Raw genomic sequence first — 16256 nt, forward strand, 5'->3', positions numbered from 1 at the left:
GTTAGCGATAAGTAGATAACATAAGAGGCAGTCAAACTGCCTCTTACTTACTCTAGCTTAGATTTATTTTAAGCTGGCTAACAACATCTTGTTCATCAGTTTGATGAAGGCAGACGGGTCGGCCAGGCTGCCTTTCTCAGACAGTTGTGCCTGCTGCAGCAAGAGCTCGGCCCACTGACCAAATAGCGCTTCATCTTGCTCGCTATCCAGACGCTTCACCAGTGGATGCTCGGGGTTGAGCTCAAACACTGGCTTGCTTTCTGGTACGGCCTGACCGGCGGCTTGCATCAATTTAATCATCTGCGACGACATTTCGCCGGCGCCAGCGACCACACAGGCTGGGGTATCGGTGAGACGACTGGTCACCTTAACCTCGGCCACCTTATCACCCAGTACCTCTTTAACGCGCTTGACTAAACCTTCAGATTCAGTCTCCAGCTTCTCCTGCGCCTCTTTCTCGGCGGCGTCTTCCAGCTCGCCAAGTTCCAGGTCACCACGGGTCACTGAGTGCAGCTGCTTGCCGTCAAACTCGGTGAGATGGTTGATCAACCATTCGTCGATACGCTCTGACATCAAGAGCACCTCGATGCCTTTCTTACGCAGCAACTCGAGATGCGGGCTATTAGCCGCCGCCTCATGGCTATCGGCAACGATGTAGTAGATCTTGCTCTGACCTTCCTTCATGCGCTCAACATAGTCGCTCAATGATACGGTATGAGCCGCTTCATTGGTGTGAGTCGAGGCAAAACGCAGCAGACCGGCGATCTTCTCCTTGTTGGCGAAATCTTCCGCCGGACCTTCTTTCAATACCTGACCAAACTCGGCCCAGAAGGTTTGATACTTCTCGGGATCGTTCTTAGCCAGTTTCTCTAGCATGCCCAGTACGCGCTTGGTCACAGCTGTGCGCAGCGCCGTGGTGATCTTGTTGTCTTGCAAGATCTCACGCGACACGTTTAGCGGTAGATCGTTAGAGTCGATAAGACCCTGCACGAAACGCAGGTAGCTTGGCATAAACTGCTCGGCGTCATCCATCACGAATACACGCTGAACGAAGAGCTTGAGGCCATGTTTACGGTCACGGTTCCACAGATCCCAAGGTGCCTTCGATGGTATGTACAGCAGGCTGGTGTACTCCTGCTTACCCTCGACACGGTTGTGGCTCCACAGTAGCGGGTCGGTAAAGTCATGGGAGATATGCTTATAGAACTCTTGGTACTCTTCGTCGCTGACATCGCTCTTGTTGCGGGTCCACAGCGCGGTAGCCTTGTTCATCGCCTGCCAGTGACCTTCGGTCGCTGGAATGGCTTCACCGCCCTCCTCACTCGCTTCCTGGGCTGGCGTGCCTTCTTGCCACATCTCTACCGGTACCGAGATATGATCTGAGTATTTGGTGATGATAGAGCGCAGACGATAATCGCTGGCAAACTCTTTCTCTTCTTCACGAAGGTGTAGGATGATCTCTGTACCGCGACTCTCTTTGACGATATTTTCGACGGTGAACTCGCCTTCACCGGCCGATTCCCACTGCACCGCCTCATCGGCCGCGTGACCGGCGGCGCGCGTGCGCACCGTGACCTTGTCGGCGACGATGAAGGCCGAGTAGAAGCCCACACCAAACTGACCGATCAGCTGTGAGTCTTTAGACTCATCACCCGATAGATTCTTAAAAAATTCCGCGGTGCCCGATTTGGCAATGGTACCCAGGTGTTCAATCACGCCATCGCGTGTCATACCGATACCATTATCTTCGATGGTCACAGTGCCCTTCTCGCTATCGGCACTGACACGCACGCGCAGCTCACCATCGCCTTCATAAAGCTCATCTTTTGTCAGAGCTTCGTAGCGAAGTTTATCGGCCGCATCGGCGGCGTTAGAGACCAATTCACGCAAGAAAATCTCTTTATTGGAATATAAAGAGTGGATCATCAAATTGAGTAGTTGTTTGACTTCTGTTTGAAAGCCATGGGTTTCTTGATGTGACATGGATGTTTCCTTCTCTATTTCACAAAAACGCTTATGGCAATAGAGATGGGGCTGGATTTTGACTTTTCAAGCCAAAAACAAGCAAAGGCGTTTATTTGCTCAAAAAAAATCCAGTTCATGATGAACTGGATTTTATCGATGAGCTTAATGCGCCCTTATAACGGAATGCGTCCATTAAAGGAAAGCGCCAGCGTGGTGCTGTCGACATATTCGAGCTCGCCGCCCACCGGCACACCGTGCGCGATACGGCTCACCTTGATCTCATGCTGTTTCGCCATATCAGCGATAAAGTGCGCCGTGGCGTCCCCTTCCACCGTCGGGTTGGTGGCCAGGATAAGTTCGCTTACCTCGCCACTGGCCAGGTGGGTCTCGAGCAGACTCAAACCCAGCTCGTCCGGCCCCACACCATCGAGCGGTGACAGATGCCCTAAGAGCACAAAATAACGCCCCGAGAAATGACCACCGGCTTCGATCGCCAACACATCGGCGGGCGTCTCGACCACACAGATCAAATCTGAGTTACCACGACGACTACTGGCGCAGATAGGACACAGACTCTCTTCGGTGAAGGTACGACAGCTGCTGCAGTGCCCTACATCACTCATGGCGCTCGACAGCGCCTGGGCCAGCTTATGACCCGCCTTACGGTCGCGCTCTAGCAGTTGAAACGCCATGCGCTGCGCCGACTTGGGGCCAACCCCGGGCAGGCAGCGTAGCGACTGGATCAACTCGTCGACCAGGGGACTAAATTTCATCTTTAGAAAGGCATCTTCATGCCAGGTGGCAACTGCATGCCGCCTGTGACTTCTGCCATCTTCTCTTTCTGACTCTCTTCGACACGACGCGCCGCATCGTTGCAAGCTGCCGCGATCAGATCTTCAAGCATCTCTTTGTCATCTTCTAGCAGGCTTGGGTCGAGCTCGACCTTACGTACACTGTGAGAGCCTGTCATAGTGACTTTAACAAGACCAGCGCCGGCTTCACCGGTCACTTCCATGCGTGCGATCTCTTCTTGCACCTTAGCCATCTTGTCTTGCATCATCTGGGCCTGTTTCATCAGGTTGCCCATACCGCCTTTTCCAAACATATCGAGTTCTCTTCAATATTAAAAAAACTGGCTAATCTTACTGAATTAGCACCAATAAGCAATCAAAGCTGATCACCAATCCTAAAACTTATGACACCACTAGCCTTTCCAGCGGCTCACACTGACGACTCGCACTAGTCATGACTTGCACGAGTTATACATGCGTTAGATACTCATGCGTTATTTACATGCGTTAGTTATGACTCGTCGGCCGTCACAAAGTTCGACTTATCAATCAGCGCTATCGTTTGACCCCGCTTACCCAGTAGTTCGGGCAGATAAGTTAAACTATCTGGCGCCATCTCGGCCTGCATCATCTGGGTCAACCACCGAATGTTTTCATCCTGCAGTAACCCCTGATGAGCCTGCTCAAGCAACTCACGATGAAAACGCTGACGGATCTCCAGCGGTGTCTCACGCTCAGGCTCGACCCCGACGCTAAACTCAACCTGGCAACTGCCGCCCAGCGCCTTTGACAGCGCATCTTCCAGCTGACTAATGGCGCCAGGTGCCGCCAGATGTTTCTGATTGGGTTTGAGCACCAGAGGCAGCGGTTCACTAAAGGCCTTACACACGGCATTGACCGCCAGCTGCCTTACCCGGCCGCCTATCTCCAGGGCCGACATCAAACGATACCATTTAAGATCCGTATCATGGCCGGTGATCTCATCTGTCACTAACGCCATTTGAGCCGCTTGCGCCACTTGGCCGACGGGCGCTACTACGTGCTCTGCGCCTTGCACAGTACTTGGATTATCAGTCGCGGCACTTTCACCTAGGCCTTGACTTTCAATAGCTTGCTCACGGGAAGCATGCTCATCAACAGGGGAGCTTTCCTGCACGCTGGCATGCCCTGCAACATCCTGCACAGGTGCATGATTTGACTTAACTTGATGAGGTGCTTCATCGCCCGGGGCGACCATCTCTTGGTTGCTTGTCTCAGGCGATACCCAAGGCGGCCTGTCTTCGTCGTTAAGATAGGCCACGCTGTTTTCAGTTGCCTGGCTATTTTGCGTATCAGTGGCACTCTGGGATGCTGGCTCTGTCTCGTTAGTTTGAGCGCTTACATCTTCATCGCCGCTCAAGGCTGTTTCTTCGCTCAAGGCTGATTTATCGCTCAGGGCTGTTTCTTCGCTCAAGGCTGTTTGACTCGGGCGTTTTGGCGGCACGTAGGGCTGAGCGCCAAGCTGGCTTTCGCCCGCTTGCTCATCACTGCCAGATTGGTCCTGATTAGCACCAGGAGTCTTAACCCCGACTAGGGGCTTTTTTGATGCGCTCTCCTTAGCTGCGTCCTCCTTAGCCGCATCTTGCTTAAGATCGCTAAGGAGGTTCTGACGCGCGTTCAAAACCGCGTCGAGCAGATCATCTTCTAACAGCTTGGGCGTCGTTTCTTCATCAGCTGATGCCGCATCGGATGACACACCGCCAACGGGTGCATTTTCATTTACCGGAGCGCTGCTAGCCTGAGCGGTGCCATTAGCCTGAATGGTACTGTTAACCTGAGTTGTGTTGTCAGCAGGCGTCGACGCCTCTTGGGCTGACCTTTCGCCAGAGGCCTGACTATCCTGGCCCTGCTGATAGGCAAGGTAGGCTTCATAATCGCTGGGATCGCCAGACTCATCTTCATCAGCACTGAAATAGAGGTCATCGTAAAAACTGCCGCTCTCCTCTGCCGCTGAGCCGAGTTGCTCGGCTGATGAAGCGGCTTGCTCGACACTCTCTGCCGGCGTTTCTATCTCACCAGGCTGAGTCACTTCATCGCTTGGTGCTGTCATGGCACTCAACGGCACGTCAACTTGAGACGCAGCCGCTTGAGGTTCTACTAGAGCCTCGCTGACAGGGCTTTGACTTTCCAAGCCTTTATTTTCTAGGCCTCTATCTTCCAGGCCTTTATCTTCTGGGCTTTTATCTTCTGGGCATTTATTTTCCAGGCTTGTCTCTGGCTGACTAGACTCTGGCTGGCTAGACTCTGGTCTAGTTTTCTGCGAGCTAGGCGCTGGGTTCTGACCTTGATTTTGACTATGACCTTGATTATGGCCTTGGCTCTCGGCCTGGCTCAGGATAAGCTGCTGCTCGGCGAACAGATCTGATGCAGACTCATCGTCGTCCGCGTTATCATCCGAAACGCTAGCCTCGGCTATTACCTTCTCATTCTGACTTGCCTTTTCTGCTGCATTGGCTTCTGTTGCACTTGCTTCTGCTTCAGCTTCGACTTGAGATGCTTTTTCAGCCTCTTGTAAATTCTCTATCGCAGGTTCGGCCTGAGGCGCAGGCTTTGAAGTAGCCTCCGACACAGCCTCTAATACTGGCGCTAACTTTGACTCTGCTTCTGATGCTGGTGCAACAGGCTTCACAGAAGTCGGTGAGACCTCTTCGAGCTTGCTCAGCTCGGGTAACACGATCTCACTACCGGCCTCACCCATCCAGCGCTGCACGGGCGCCTCGGGCACAAATGCCACGGCGCGCAACAGAGCCATCTCGAGACCGGATTTAGGATCTGGCGCATGGGGCAAGTCCTGGCGACCATTTAGCAATAATTGATAGTAGAGCTGTACCTGCTCGGATCTCAGCTGTTTGGCAAAGGCTTTTATCTGCTCTGCATATTGAGATAGCTGAGCGGCGCTCGGCGCAAATTGGGTCAAAGTGATCTGATGCAGTAATTCGAGCAGGCTGCGCAGCACCTCATGGGGATCGGCGCCGAAGGATAGCACCTCCCCGGTGACCGTCAGCAACTTGTCGACATCACCATCGCACAGGGCCTTAAGCAAGACGATCACATAGTGCTCATCTATAGTGCCCAGCATGGTCTGAACCTGGGCAAGCCTCACTTGGCCGGCCCCGAAGGCAATCGCCTGATCCGTTAAGCTCAAGGCATCACGCATACTGCCATTAGCCGCCTTGGCAAGCAGTTTCACCGCACCATCGTCATAACCCACCTGCTCCTGAGCCAGGATATGGCCAAGCTGCACACAGATCTCATCGAGGGTCAGGCTCTTAAGGTTAAATTGCAGACAGCGCGAGAGTACAGTTACCGGCAGACGCTGGGGATCTGTGGTCGCTAGCAGGAATTTAACATGCTCCGGCGGCTCTTCCAGGGTCTTTAGCAGGGCATTGAAGCTACTACGGGAAAGCATGTGCACTTCATCGATCAGATACACCTTGAAGCGGCCGCGTGTCGGGCGGTACTGAACATTGTCCAGCAGCTCACGGGTGTCATCGACCTTAGTTCGCGACGCCGCATCCACCTCGATAAGATCCACAAAACGGCCCTGGGCGATCTCGACACAGCTGGCACATTGGCCACAGGGCGAAGCCGTCACGCCTTGCTCACAGTTCAGTCCCTTGGCAAATAGGCGGGCCAGACTCGTCTTACCTACCCCTCGGGTACCGGTAAACAGGTAAGCATGGTGTAGGCGATTTTGCGATAAGGCATTGGTTAGGGCATGTAGCACATGTGACTGACCGACGACTTGCTCAAATGTTGCAGGGCGCCATTTTCTGGCTAACACCTGATATGACATGGAACTCCCCAAGGTAGGTATCTAACACCAATCGTAATAAATAATTGATCATGCTAGCTTGTTAAAACGCTCGATAACTGTATTAGTATTTTTAATTGTAGAATAACTACTTATCTAAAAATCCTGCTTTGTTCTCGAGCGTTTTTACTGCGCTACTTCTGATCACTTACTTACTGTGATTGGTATAACAATTACGAAGCACACTTCATGAATCAGCAAACAATAACATGCCGGCGGCTATCTCGCTAGCAAGCTAAGCGCTTAGCGAGCCTTAATTTATCTTTGCCCCGACAGCTTGCAGCATGTTTAACCTATCCAGGCCTTTAGGCGACTAAATTAGGCCGATTACCCAGCCCACTAAACCCGCATTTTAGGAAAATACGGCACAATTTTTAGCCGGCTCCAGTCGCCGATATTTGGCCTTTCTCTGTGCCTCTATTCATCACGTTTTAAGCCGAGCGGTTGAGATCGCATGTCAGCTTCAATCGCAACAGCTAAGCCCAGATAGCAAAATGCCGCGGCATTGCCACGGCATTTATAGAGTGAGCATCGCTCATCGAGACCTATGCTCACCGAGTCAGGCGATATTATTCGCCTTATTACTCGCCTTCGAACTCACATAGTGTCATCAATGAGAGGCCCATCTCGGCAAGACGATGCTCGCCGCCAAGCTCTGGCAGAGTGATCACAAACGCCGCATGCTCAACCTCGCCGCCGAGCTGACGGATAAGCTTAACGGTGGCCTCGATTGTGCCGCCTGTGGCAAGCAGATCATCGACAACTAATACCTTATCACCGGCCTTAATGGCATCGGTATGGATCTCCAGCATGTCATGGCCATATTCCAGCTCATAACTCTCAGAGATAGTTTCACGCGGCAGTTTACCCGGCTTACGCACAGGCACGAAACCGACGCCAAGCTCTAACGCCAGAGGCGCACCGAAAAGGAAACCACGTGCCTCGGTGCCCACCACTTTGGTCACACCAAGATCTTTATAGCGCTCAACAAACAGGGCAATCGTCGCCTGATAGGCCGCTGGGTCTTCCATTAAACTGGTTACATCGCGAAACATGATCCCTGGTTTCGGATAATCTGGAATTGTCTTAATGCTCTGCTTGATCAAGGCTAACTTGTCTGTATTCATTACTACCATCTTTTTCGTTTGAGCCCTTAAAAAGGACAAACTGGCCATAGGGCCAGTTTTGACTAGAATTTTCGGCTAAAGCTTAAGCTCCTTTGGTATGGGTTGCAACAGCGAATGTCACAAAGCTTAACCAAACTCACCGCCAAGGTTCACAACCTAAGTTCACAATCAGTCATCTAATTCGGGAATTTGCCTAAGGTAAAGCAGCAAGCCTGTCAGCATACCCAGCAGCATCAACTTCACCCACAGCAGCGGTACCAAAACAATGCTCACGCTGAAGCTGAGACAGGTGGCGATATAGGCCTTGCGCTTCAAACCACGGCGAATGGCGCGCTCGTTGTGCCAGTTCTGCAGCGCATCGGCAAACCAGGGGTGGGTCATCAGCCAGCCATGGAGACGTTCGCTCGAGCGGGCAAAACAGAAGGCCGCTAGCAAGATAAAAGGCACGGTCGGCAAAAGCGGAACGGCGATGCCTAGCAGGCCCAAAAACAGACTGCTAAGGCCTATGAGTAAATAGAAGCCCCGCTTGATGACCATGAATTCCTCGCATAAAAAAACCACTCATAAATGATAAATGAGTGGTTAGTATACCTGAGTTCGCTCTTTAGGCTAGATGCTTAAGAGATCAGGTTTAGGTGTTTCAACCATGACAGGGTAGCTGGCAGCGTAGGCAACATCATTACCAGCAAGAAACCAAGAAAATAAACAAAATTAAACGGGTCTTTAAACGGCTGACTCATACTTTCCTCACTCATGATTGACAACTTTTATTGATCTAGATCAATTTTCGCCGCCATTATAGAGACAAGCCAGCACGATAGAAAGGACTAATTTGGACAAATTTTATCTCGCGGCGACCACTATCCCCCGCTCGGCCATATCCGCTAGCAGCTGCCTACAGCCTTCCACAATCTGCTGTCTGGGCATCTGCTGGTAGAGCTGAGTTAACCAATCACACAAGGCCGTAAAGCCGACACCATCTTGTTGACCTATGTAGGCAAGTACCTGAGCGGCAAGCGGATTAAGCTGCAAGAAACACACTTCATCACTGCTATCCCGATAGAGGCAGAAAAAGTTCGGCTGCTCAATGGGCACCTCGGGTCGATAGTCTGGGCTGATGCGCTGCACCTCAAAATGATATTGCGCCACACGGGCGGCCAGGCTTAACGCCAGCGGACGCGCTTCTATGCTTTGTGCATCCAGGCGTTGGGATTGTCTATCATCGGGTGCCGTGGCAACCACCAGCTCCAACCATTCGTAGTGAGCCAGCTCGAGCATGAAGGCCGGGTCTTGCTCGTTCATCTGATATTCGTTTTGCAAGAACAGCAAAAACTCCTGGGCAATTTCGATGAAAATCGGCGTCTGGCAGTCGTGTGTGGCAAAAAAACGCTGAACGAGTGCCTGCCAGATCTCTTCCTCATACAGGGAGCAGAGCACGGGAAAACCGCTGGCGACAAAGCCCTTCACATTGTTAAAAAACAGCTCGCGATAGATCCCCATGCGTCTGGCATCTGTCCCCTGCGGCAGGGGCGATGAGGGATCTTTAATGTAATCGATGAACGACTGTTGAACTTGGGTAAAACTCATTTAGGCACTCCGGTGACTAGGCTGCAATGCCTGGGCCTGATAGTCGTGTATCCTATTGATCTCTTTTAGCAACTCTGCGGTGGCGGGAATATTAAAATCACGCTCGAGCAAGGTTGGAAACACGCCGTGGGTCTGGTAGCAAAGCGCTAACAAGCGCCAGACGGGATCGATAACATCGCTGCCATGGGTATCAACCTTAAGATCCTCCGCCTCATCGTAATGACCGGCAATATGCAGGTAGGCGATGCGTTCACTGGGCATGGCCTTCAGGAAAGCCTCGGCGTCATATTGATGATTAATCGAATTAACATAGATGTTATTCACATCCAGCAGCAGTCGACAATCCGCCTCTTCCAGCACGGCATTGACAAACTCGCATTCACTCATCTCGCTACCGGGCGCGGCGTAGAAAGAGACATTTTCCAAGATGAAGGGGCGCTCAAGAATGTCCTGCACCTGCTCAATTCGCTTAGCAACATGACGCACCGCCTCATGGGTAAAGGGGATAGGCATCAAGTCATACAGATGGCCCTCGCCCGAGCAGTAACTTAGGTGCTCCGAATAGATATCGATACCATGATAGTCGAGAAAGGTTTTAACCTGCTTAACGAAACGCGTATCTAGGGGCTCCGGACTACCGATAGAAAGCGACAGCCCGTGGCAGAAAAACTTGTGCTTCTCTGTCAACTGCCTAAATTGACGGCCAAACTTACCGCCAAGTGTCATCCAGTTCTCAGGCGCCACCTCGAAAAAATCTATGGCACTTGGAACCGACTGGCAAAATTCATTGAGCATCTCGCGGCGCAGGCCCAGGCCCACCTTTGCTTGTGTCATCATCACCTTACCTCTAGTGAATAAATGGACTCGTTTGCCCCTGGCTAAAAAGAATTAGGCCAGTAAAAACTGGCCTAATCGACATGGGCAAATGCCTTAAGGCCTATTACTTATGGCTGCCACACTTGCCTTCTTTACCTTTCTTCATTCCTTCGCCACACTTGCCCTCTTTGGCCTTCATGTTCTCGCCACACTTACCTTCTTTGGCCTTCATGTTCTCGCCGCACTTACCCTCTTTCTGAGCCTTCATCTGAGCGCCGCACTTACCTTCACCACACTTACCTTCTTTGGCGCCTTTCTTCATCTCTTCGCCACACTTGCCTTCTTTCATGGCTTTCTGCTGCGCGCCACATTTACCCTCTTTGGCACCCTTCTTCATGTTCTCGCCACACTTGCCTTCGCCACACTTACCTTCACCATCGGCGATCTGGTAACCAGCTTGCATTTCACTGTAACCAAATGGATTAGCTTGAGCCTGCGCCGCAAACGCGCTACCAACAAACACAGTGCCTAACGCTACAGCAACAGCAGTATTCTTAACTAATTTCATAATCTCTTCCTTTGTTGATCTCTTATATGCAATGGTTTGCCAACATCAGTGCGTTGCTGGCTCGGATAATATGACCCGGCGCCCCAGCTTTTTATTTCAAAAAACTTATCAGGCATCACATTTATGACCCAAATTATGTGTTAGCGCAAGCACCCTGTTGGCAATAATCGATTGATCTCACGCCAATATCGACTAAAAACCGATAAGGCGATCATCTATGACCAAAGATGCTCACATCCAACCCACAAGATTTGCCAAGCCCCAGAATAAAGCCCTCTCTTACCCTCACACAGGCTTTGTATCTGCCAGACGCTTGACGTAGAATAAGCGCCCTTTTATTTGGCCGGGCATATAGCAGTACGCAAGTCATGGCCAACAGGTTCACCATTTAGGCCCCGCGCCTTGAATTAATGAGAAAACGATAATCATGCGTGTCATATTAGCCCCGATGGAAGGCGTCGCCGACGCCCCGATGCGAGCCCTGCTAACCAGCGTTGGCGGCTATGACATGGTGATCAGCGAATTTATTCGCGTCGTCGATCAGCTACTGCCTGAAAAAGTCTTCTACCGACTCTGCGCCGAACTGAAATATCAATGTAAAACCGCCTCCGGCACCCCGGTACGACTGCAACTGCTGGGACAGGAACCCAACTGGATGGCCGAAAATGCCATTCGCGCCGTCGAGCTAGGTTCTCGCGGCGTGGATCTTAACTATGGCTGCCCGGCACCTATGGTTAATCGCAGTAAAGGCGGCGCGGCACTATTAAAGGAGCCAGAGACCATCTACCGGGTAACCCAAGCCGTCAGACAGGCGGTGCCCAAGGACAAACCCGTGTCGGCCAAGATCCGTCTGGGGTGGGATGACAAGAGCCGCTGCACCGAGATCGCCCAGGCCATCGAAGCGGCCGGCGCCACCGAACTCACGGTACATGCCCGCACTAAAGAGGAGGCCTATCGGCCACCGGCCCACTGGGAATACATAGCGCAGATCAAATCGGTGACCTCCCTGCCCATCATCGCCAATGGTGAGATCTGGGGCAGAGAAGATTACCTCAAATGCCGAGAGGCCAGCGGCTGTGATGATGTCATGCTAGGACGTGGCGCCCTGACCATTCCTAACCTGGCGCACGTGGTTAAAGGTCAGCAGGCCCCCATGCCTTGGGCTGAGGTTTTGGCGCTACTGCTGCAGTATTCGGAGTTTGAAATCGTCAGTGAGAAAGAGAAATACTATCCGGCGCGTATCAAACAGTGGCTCAGGTTTATCGCCCGTCACTATGAGGAGGGCGAAGCCCTGTTCCGTCAGGTGCGTGTACTTAAAGATACCCAGAGTATCTTATCTCTGCTGCGTAGCAGCTAACACTCACCTTATGCCCTTCTGTCGCGTCTGCTAACCCTCCCTAACGTAAGGCGCGACAAAAAACCAGCCCAGTCTCGCCTTAACTGGTCTGATCTTTACATCCCTAAATGAGATTCACCATAAAAGTCACCGACTTTTGATCTTAGTCATAGCTAAGACGCCCAAGCGGTTTAGACTGATTATCTAAGAATATCAACTAGGCAATGATTTGTGAGCAGATCCCATATCAGACATGAACTGTCGGTGCTTGAAGCGAATCTCAGGAAAGAGTTAGGTACCCTGCTGGCATTACATCAAATAACGCTCGATACCCAGCAGCTTTCGCTGACCTCATTAATAGACGAGATGACCTCAGCCAAATTGGCCGACGAACCGCTATTTATCAAGCTAACCCAACTCGATGCAGCGCTATGCCAGCTCGACCTTGGACTCTACGGCCTATGTTCAGACTGCGAGGCCGATATCGAAGCCGAGCGGCTCAACGCCAACCCGCTTGAGCAGCGCTGCACCCAGTGCGCCGCCGATTACTCCCACGAGCATAGGCACGAGCTCAGGCTTACCCACTAGCCATACCTCTAACAAGCGGGTGGCTATTTTATCAAGTAGCCCGCATTGTCATACAAATAAAATGACTGAAGCAAGAATACCTCCCACGGTAATCCGTCACTTTAATTCGACTGAACATAGAAAGGCTAAACAACATCATTTCACTCGCCTTTCGTCGGCTCTAAACGAGAGAAGTGGCCTTAAATTAAAGGGCGATTTTTGCGAAATAAATAGCGCAAGTACCTTCGTGGGAGGAGTAATAGCTCAGCATTAATGTATCATCTTTCAGCACGACACCTGCATAGCTGATATCGCCACCCGAGGGCAGAGTCAGTAGCTCCTCTATCTGAGCCGTTTGCCGATCGATCGCCACAAGAGAGGTGCGCACTCTGTCGTCATACAGGCGTACTACGCCATAGAGCTTACTCTGATAGAGGAAAGTAACAGGTCCCCCCACACGACAATTTGTCGTTTGCCAACGCCACTGGGTATAGGGTGGCTCTGACTCACCCAGTAATGCACGTTCATCGGTCTGCCAAAGCGGGTCCCGGCGCAGCAGGCAGATCGCCTTATCATGCTCATCGAACACTAGGCCTGACTCATTCACATAGCCCGCCTGACTCAGCTTTTCCACCAGGGGCTGAAAATCCCTGTCTGCATCACTTTTATATAGCGCCGCATAGCCATCATGTTCATGACACAAATAGGCGATGCCATACAAATGCCCCTTGTGCGGCGTGATGCGCCATAACCACTCTTTCTCTTTCACCAGCGCCTTGGGAGCCGACCAATGCTCACCATCGTGAGATTGCCAGCAATAGGAGCGCATGCCCTCGCCCTTCCCCTCATGCATAGCGCCGCCACCAAACAGCAGTAATCTGTCATTGTCGGCCACCAGCTTACCGTCTCTGAGATCGGCAAAGTCGACATCGACAAGGGCGATACTCTGCCAGTCTTGCCCCTCGTTATCGGATCTGAGGATCCTCAGTGCACCGTCGGGCGACACATGGGCACTGGCCTGACGAAATACGCAATACAGCTTGTTTTTAAAGCGCACCAGATCCGTAAAGGCGTTGTGGGGCGAAGCATCCCAAATCTTGGCTACTGAGATCAGTTTCATATTTTTCTCCGCACATTGATTGCATTAATGATGGCCGACTAAAATGATGGCCGAATAAGGTGCGTGACTCATGCCAAGACACAGTTTAGCAACAGTCTATAACCAATGGCTAAGGTCTGGATCTGCGCAAGCACCACTACCAACATGACTAAGGCCGGTTGATCTTTCGCGTTCATTTTTACTGCATTCTGTATCGCTTTTATACAAGGCAGAGCGATTGCAATCTAGTGCACTACATCAATGAGCGATAACGCAGTAGAAAAATGATACAGACATAAAAAAAGCCTCACTCTCAAAGGAGTAAGGCTTTCTTGATACATGGGCTAATGGGCTTAACCTAGCTTCTCTGGCGCGGCGTCTTACCGGCTGTAGTCTTATGCTTACGCACGGCGCGGCGGATCTTAGCGCTCTTCACCTTGGCGCGGGCTACACTGTGTTTATCCGTGCCCAGCAGAGTGCGGGTTTCTTCATCTAGGCCGGCCAGCTTGCGCAGGTAGTTTACCTGCTCTATCGGCAGCTCGACCCAGCCGCCACGAGGCAGTGACTTGGGCAGATCTATCATACCGTAGCGAATACGAATCAGACGGCTCACCTGGACTTCCTGAGATTCCCACAGACGGCGAACCTCGCGATTACGACCTTCGGCCAGCGACACATGCCACCACTTGTTCATGCCCTCGCCACCGGCTGGCTTTATCTTATCGAAATGCGCCGGGCCATCTTCCAGGGTCACCCCGGTGCGCAGACGCTGAATACAGGCGTCGGTCACCTCACCAAAGGTACGAACAGCGTATTCACGCTCCACCTCATGAGACGGGTGCATCAGGCGGTTAGCCAGCTCACCGTCAGAGGTAAACAGCAACAGGCCTGAGGTGTTGATATCCAGACGTCCCACCGCAACCCAGCGTGAGTCACGGGTCTTAGGTAAACGGTCGAATACCGTCGGGCGCCCTTCGGGATCTTTGCGGCTGCAGATCTCCCCTTCAGGCTTGTGATAGGCGATCACACGGCAAACCAAGTCATCCTCAGACTTGATCGATACCGTACGACCATCGATACGCACCTTGGCATCAGCCTCGATACGATCACCAAGTTTGGCAATTTCACCGTCTATACTAACTCGACCTGCAGCAATCCATGCCTCCATCTCACGACGGGAGCCATGGCCTGCACGGGCCAAGACTTTCTGCAATTTTTCACTCATTAGTAGACTCTGTAAAGGATTCGCTTTAAAAACAAGATATTAAATAATCTTATTCCTGCATATTCTGTGTTCATGTACATGAATATGTACACAATTTCAAAACTGGCCTAATTATACGTGTTAAGTTCCAACCAAGCAAAATAACAATGGTAAATCTCAGTGGTTTATCCCCGTGGATACGGGGAGCACTGCTGGTAGGTAACAACAAGGTTTACACCCAGCGGTTTATCCCCGTGGATACGGGGAGCACCCCTCATGACAAAGTAATGTCCATGTATGTTACGGTTTATCCCCGTGGGTACGGGGAGCACAAATTATTACGCAAAGGTAATCTCTTAATATCCGGTTTATCCCCGTGGGTACGGGGAGCACACGATGTCCGAATCGTCTTAAAAATGGCAGGGCGGTTTATCCCCGTGGGTACGGGGAGCACGATGAGTGAGCAAGCCGACGGAACATATAAAGCGGTTTATCCCCGTGGGTACGGGGAGCACCTAAATATCCACAAAGGAATCTCTATTATGAGCGGTTTATCCCCGTGGATACGGGGAGCACTCTGGGTCTGTATTGCCATTAGGATTAGTTTCCGGTTTATCCCCGTGGATACGGGGAGCACCTGACGGCGTGTCCTGGCTGGTAAAAAAGTCGCGGTTTATCCCCGTGGATACGGGGAGCACAAAATCATTCTAAGAAAAATGACTTAAATGGACGGTTTATCCCCGTGGATACGGGGAGCACCCGGCCACTTGCTCTAGCTGGGCGCCGGTGAACGGTTTATCCCCGTGGATACGGGGAGCACCAGGGCGGTAAATCGTCGATGTTATTGCCGTACGGTTTATCCCCGTGGATACGGGGAGCACAAATAAAATCAACTTACACAACGTATAATGCGCGGTTTATCCCCGTGGATACGGGGAGCACTATAAGCAGATCCTAAAATCTCCCCGCGCTTACGGTTTATCCCCGTGGATACGGGGAGCACGTAATATCCACAGCTGCATTCTGTAATGCGTCCGGTTTATCCCCGTGGATACGGGGAGCACTTAATCCATTTGGTCAAAAAGTGCTTCAAGTGTAGTGGTCAACTAAAATTGGCCACGGTTTTGTATTCAAGCCAGTATCTTCGCTCTGACTCATTGGGTGTCAGCCCACCGTTATATTGATGTGGTCTCAGCTGACTGTAATACCCCGTCACATATCGCGAAATTTCACTCTTAGCCTCACCGATATCCCGATAGCCGGTCATCGGTATCCATTCTGTTTTTAAGCTTCTAAAGAAGCGCTCCATCGGGCTGTTGTCCCAGCAGTTTCCTCGTCGACTC

The 16256-nt window shown here is 51.6% G+C and carries 14 protein-coding genes and 1 CRISPR repeat array; of the genes, 2 read left to right on the plus strand and 12 right to left on the minus strand.

Annotated elements, in window-relative coordinates:
• Positions 1-63: 63 nt before the first annotated feature.
• From htpG to L1D47_RS09675, 9 genes are all read right to left on the minus strand, one after another.
• Positions 64-1983, minus strand: a complete 1920-nt coding sequence (gene htpG / locus L1D47_RS09635; RefSeq protein WP_041511020.1) for a molecular chaperone HtpG — start codon at positions 1981-1983, stop codon at positions 64-66.
• 155 nt (positions 1984-2138) lie between these two features.
• A complete protein-coding gene (gene recR, locus L1D47_RS09640) occupies positions 2139-2738 on the minus strand; it encodes a recombination mediator RecR (protein ID WP_041511019.1) in 600 nt (199 codons plus the stop codon).
• A gap of 2 nt (positions 2739-2740) precedes the next feature.
• Positions 2741-3070 (minus strand): YbaB/EbfC family nucleoid-associated protein, encoded by a 330-nt coding sequence (locus tag L1D47_RS09645; RefSeq protein ID WP_239884433.1) that lies wholly within the window; start codon positions 3068-3070, stop codon positions 2741-2743.
• 197 nt (positions 3071-3267) lie between these two features.
• Positions 3268-6591: a DNA polymerase III subunit gamma/tau gene (gene dnaX / locus L1D47_RS09650; RefSeq protein ID WP_239884435.1), complete on the minus strand. Its 3324-nt coding sequence runs from the start codon at positions 6589-6591 to the stop codon at positions 3268-3270.
• Positions 6592-7190: 599 nt separating this feature from the next.
• A complete protein-coding gene (gene apt, locus L1D47_RS09655) occupies positions 7191-7745 on the minus strand; it encodes an adenine phosphoribosyltransferase (protein ID WP_239884436.1) in 555 nt (184 codons plus the stop codon).
• Between the two features lie 159 nt (positions 7746-7904).
• Positions 7905-8273, minus strand: a complete 369-nt coding sequence (locus L1D47_RS09660) for a YbaN family protein (RefSeq protein WP_041511016.1) — start codon at positions 8271-8273, stop codon at positions 7905-7907.
• 306 nt (positions 8274-8579) lie between these two features.
• Positions 8580-9323 (minus strand): putative DNA-binding domain-containing protein, encoded by a 744-nt coding sequence (locus L1D47_RS09665; protein WP_239884441.1) that lies wholly within the window; start codon positions 9321-9323, stop codon positions 8580-8582.
• Positions 9324-10160 carry a DUF692 domain-containing protein gene (locus L1D47_RS09670; protein ID WP_239884442.1) on the minus strand — a complete coding sequence of 279 codons (837 nt, stop codon included), beginning with the start codon at positions 10158-10160 and terminating at the stop codon, positions 9324-9326.
• A gap of 103 nt (positions 10161-10263) precedes the next feature.
• Complete coding sequence (locus L1D47_RS09675) at positions 10264-10707, minus strand: hypothetical protein (RefSeq protein ID WP_239884443.1); 444 nt, start codon at positions 10705-10707, stop codon at positions 10264-10266.
• A gap of 427 nt (positions 10708-11134) precedes the next feature.
• Between L1D47_RS09675 and dusC the strand changes: the two genes are divergently transcribed.
• Both dusC and L1D47_RS09685 read left to right on the plus strand, forming a co-directional pair.
• A complete protein-coding gene (gene dusC / locus L1D47_RS09680; RefSeq protein ID WP_239884444.1) occupies positions 11135-12064 on the plus strand; it encodes a tRNA dihydrouridine(16) synthase DusC in 930 nt (309 codons plus the stop codon).
• A 210-nt stretch (positions 12065-12274) separates the two neighbouring features.
• Positions 12275-12631, plus strand: a complete 357-nt coding sequence (locus L1D47_RS09685) for a TraR/DksA C4-type zinc finger protein (RefSeq protein WP_041511011.1) — start codon at positions 12275-12277, stop codon at positions 12629-12631.
• 184 nt (positions 12632-12815) lie between these two features.
• Here the strand turns inward: L1D47_RS09685 and L1D47_RS09690 are convergent, their stop codons facing one another.
• From L1D47_RS09690 to L1D47_RS09700, 3 genes are all read right to left on the minus strand, one after another.
• Positions 12816-13730, minus strand: coding sequence for a sialidase family protein (locus L1D47_RS09690; RefSeq protein WP_239884446.1), 915 nt, complete (start codon positions 13728-13730; stop codon positions 12816-12818).
• A 337-nt stretch (positions 13731-14067) separates the two neighbouring features.
• Entirely contained in the window at positions 14068-14934 is an 867-nt protein-coding gene (gene rluB / locus L1D47_RS09695) for a 23S rRNA pseudouridine(2605) synthase RluB (RefSeq protein WP_041511006.1), read from the minus strand.
• A 160-nt stretch (positions 14935-15094) separates the two neighbouring features.
• A CRISPR array of direct repeats spans positions 15095-15977; the repeat unit is 29 nt; unit sequence CGGTTTATCCCCGTGGATACGGGGAGCAC.
• Positions 15978-16015: 38 nt separating this feature from the next.
• The coding region (locus L1D47_RS09700) for an integrase core domain-containing protein (RefSeq protein ID WP_239882331.1) at positions 16016-16256 on the minus strand (241 nt) is incomplete at its 5' end.

It is taken from the genome of Shewanella sp. Isolate7, assembly GCF_022398425.1.
In the GTDB taxonomy this organism is placed as follows: Bacteria; Pseudomonadota; Gammaproteobacteria; order Enterobacterales; family Shewanellaceae; genus Shewanella.

Excerpts from the sequence above, each read along its gene's own strand:
- L1D47_RS09645 (WP_239884433.1), bottom strand. The coding sequence starts at position 3,070 with ATGTTTGGAAAAGGCGGTATGGGCAACCTGATGAAACAGGCCCAGATG.
- htpG (WP_041511020.1), bottom strand. The coding sequence starts at position 1,983 with ATGTCACATCAAGAAACCCATGGCTTTCAAACAGAAGTCAAACAACTA.
- L1D47_RS09660 (WP_041511016.1), bottom strand. The coding sequence starts at position 8,273 with ATGGTCATCAAGCGGGGCTTCTATTTACTCATAGGCCTTAGCAGTCTG.
- L1D47_RS09670 (WP_239884442.1), bottom strand. The coding sequence starts at position 10,160 with ATGATGACACAAGCAAAGGTGGGCCTGGGCCTGCGCCGCGAGATGCTC.
- L1D47_RS09675 (WP_239884443.1), bottom strand. The coding sequence starts at position 10,707 with ATGAAATTAGTTAAGAATACTGCTGTTGCTGTAGCGTTAGGCACTGTG.
- rluB (WP_041511006.1), bottom strand. The coding sequence starts at position 14,934 with ATGAGTGAAAAATTGCAGAAAGTCTTGGCCCGTGCAGGCCATGGCTCC.
- dnaX (WP_239884435.1), bottom strand. The coding sequence starts at position 6,591 with ATGTCATATCAGGTGTTAGCCAGAAAATGGCGCCCTGCAACATTTGAG.
- L1D47_RS09665 (WP_239884441.1), bottom strand. The coding sequence starts at position 9,323 with ATGAGTTTTACCCAAGTTCAACAGTCGTTCATCGATTACATTAAAGAT.
- L1D47_RS09690 (WP_239884446.1), bottom strand. The coding sequence starts at position 13,730 with ATGAAACTGATCTCAGTAGCCAAGATTTGGGATGCTTCGCCCCACAAC.
- recR (WP_041511019.1), bottom strand. The coding sequence starts at position 2,738 with ATGAAATTTAGTCCCCTGGTCGACGAGTTGATCCAGTCGCTACGCTGC.
- dusC (WP_239884444.1), top strand. The coding sequence starts at position 11,135 with ATGCGTGTCATATTAGCCCCGATGGAAGGCGTCGCCGACGCCCCGATG.
- apt (WP_239884436.1), bottom strand. The coding sequence starts at position 7,745 with ATGGTAGTAATGAATACAGACAAGTTAGCCTTGATCAAGCAGAGCATT.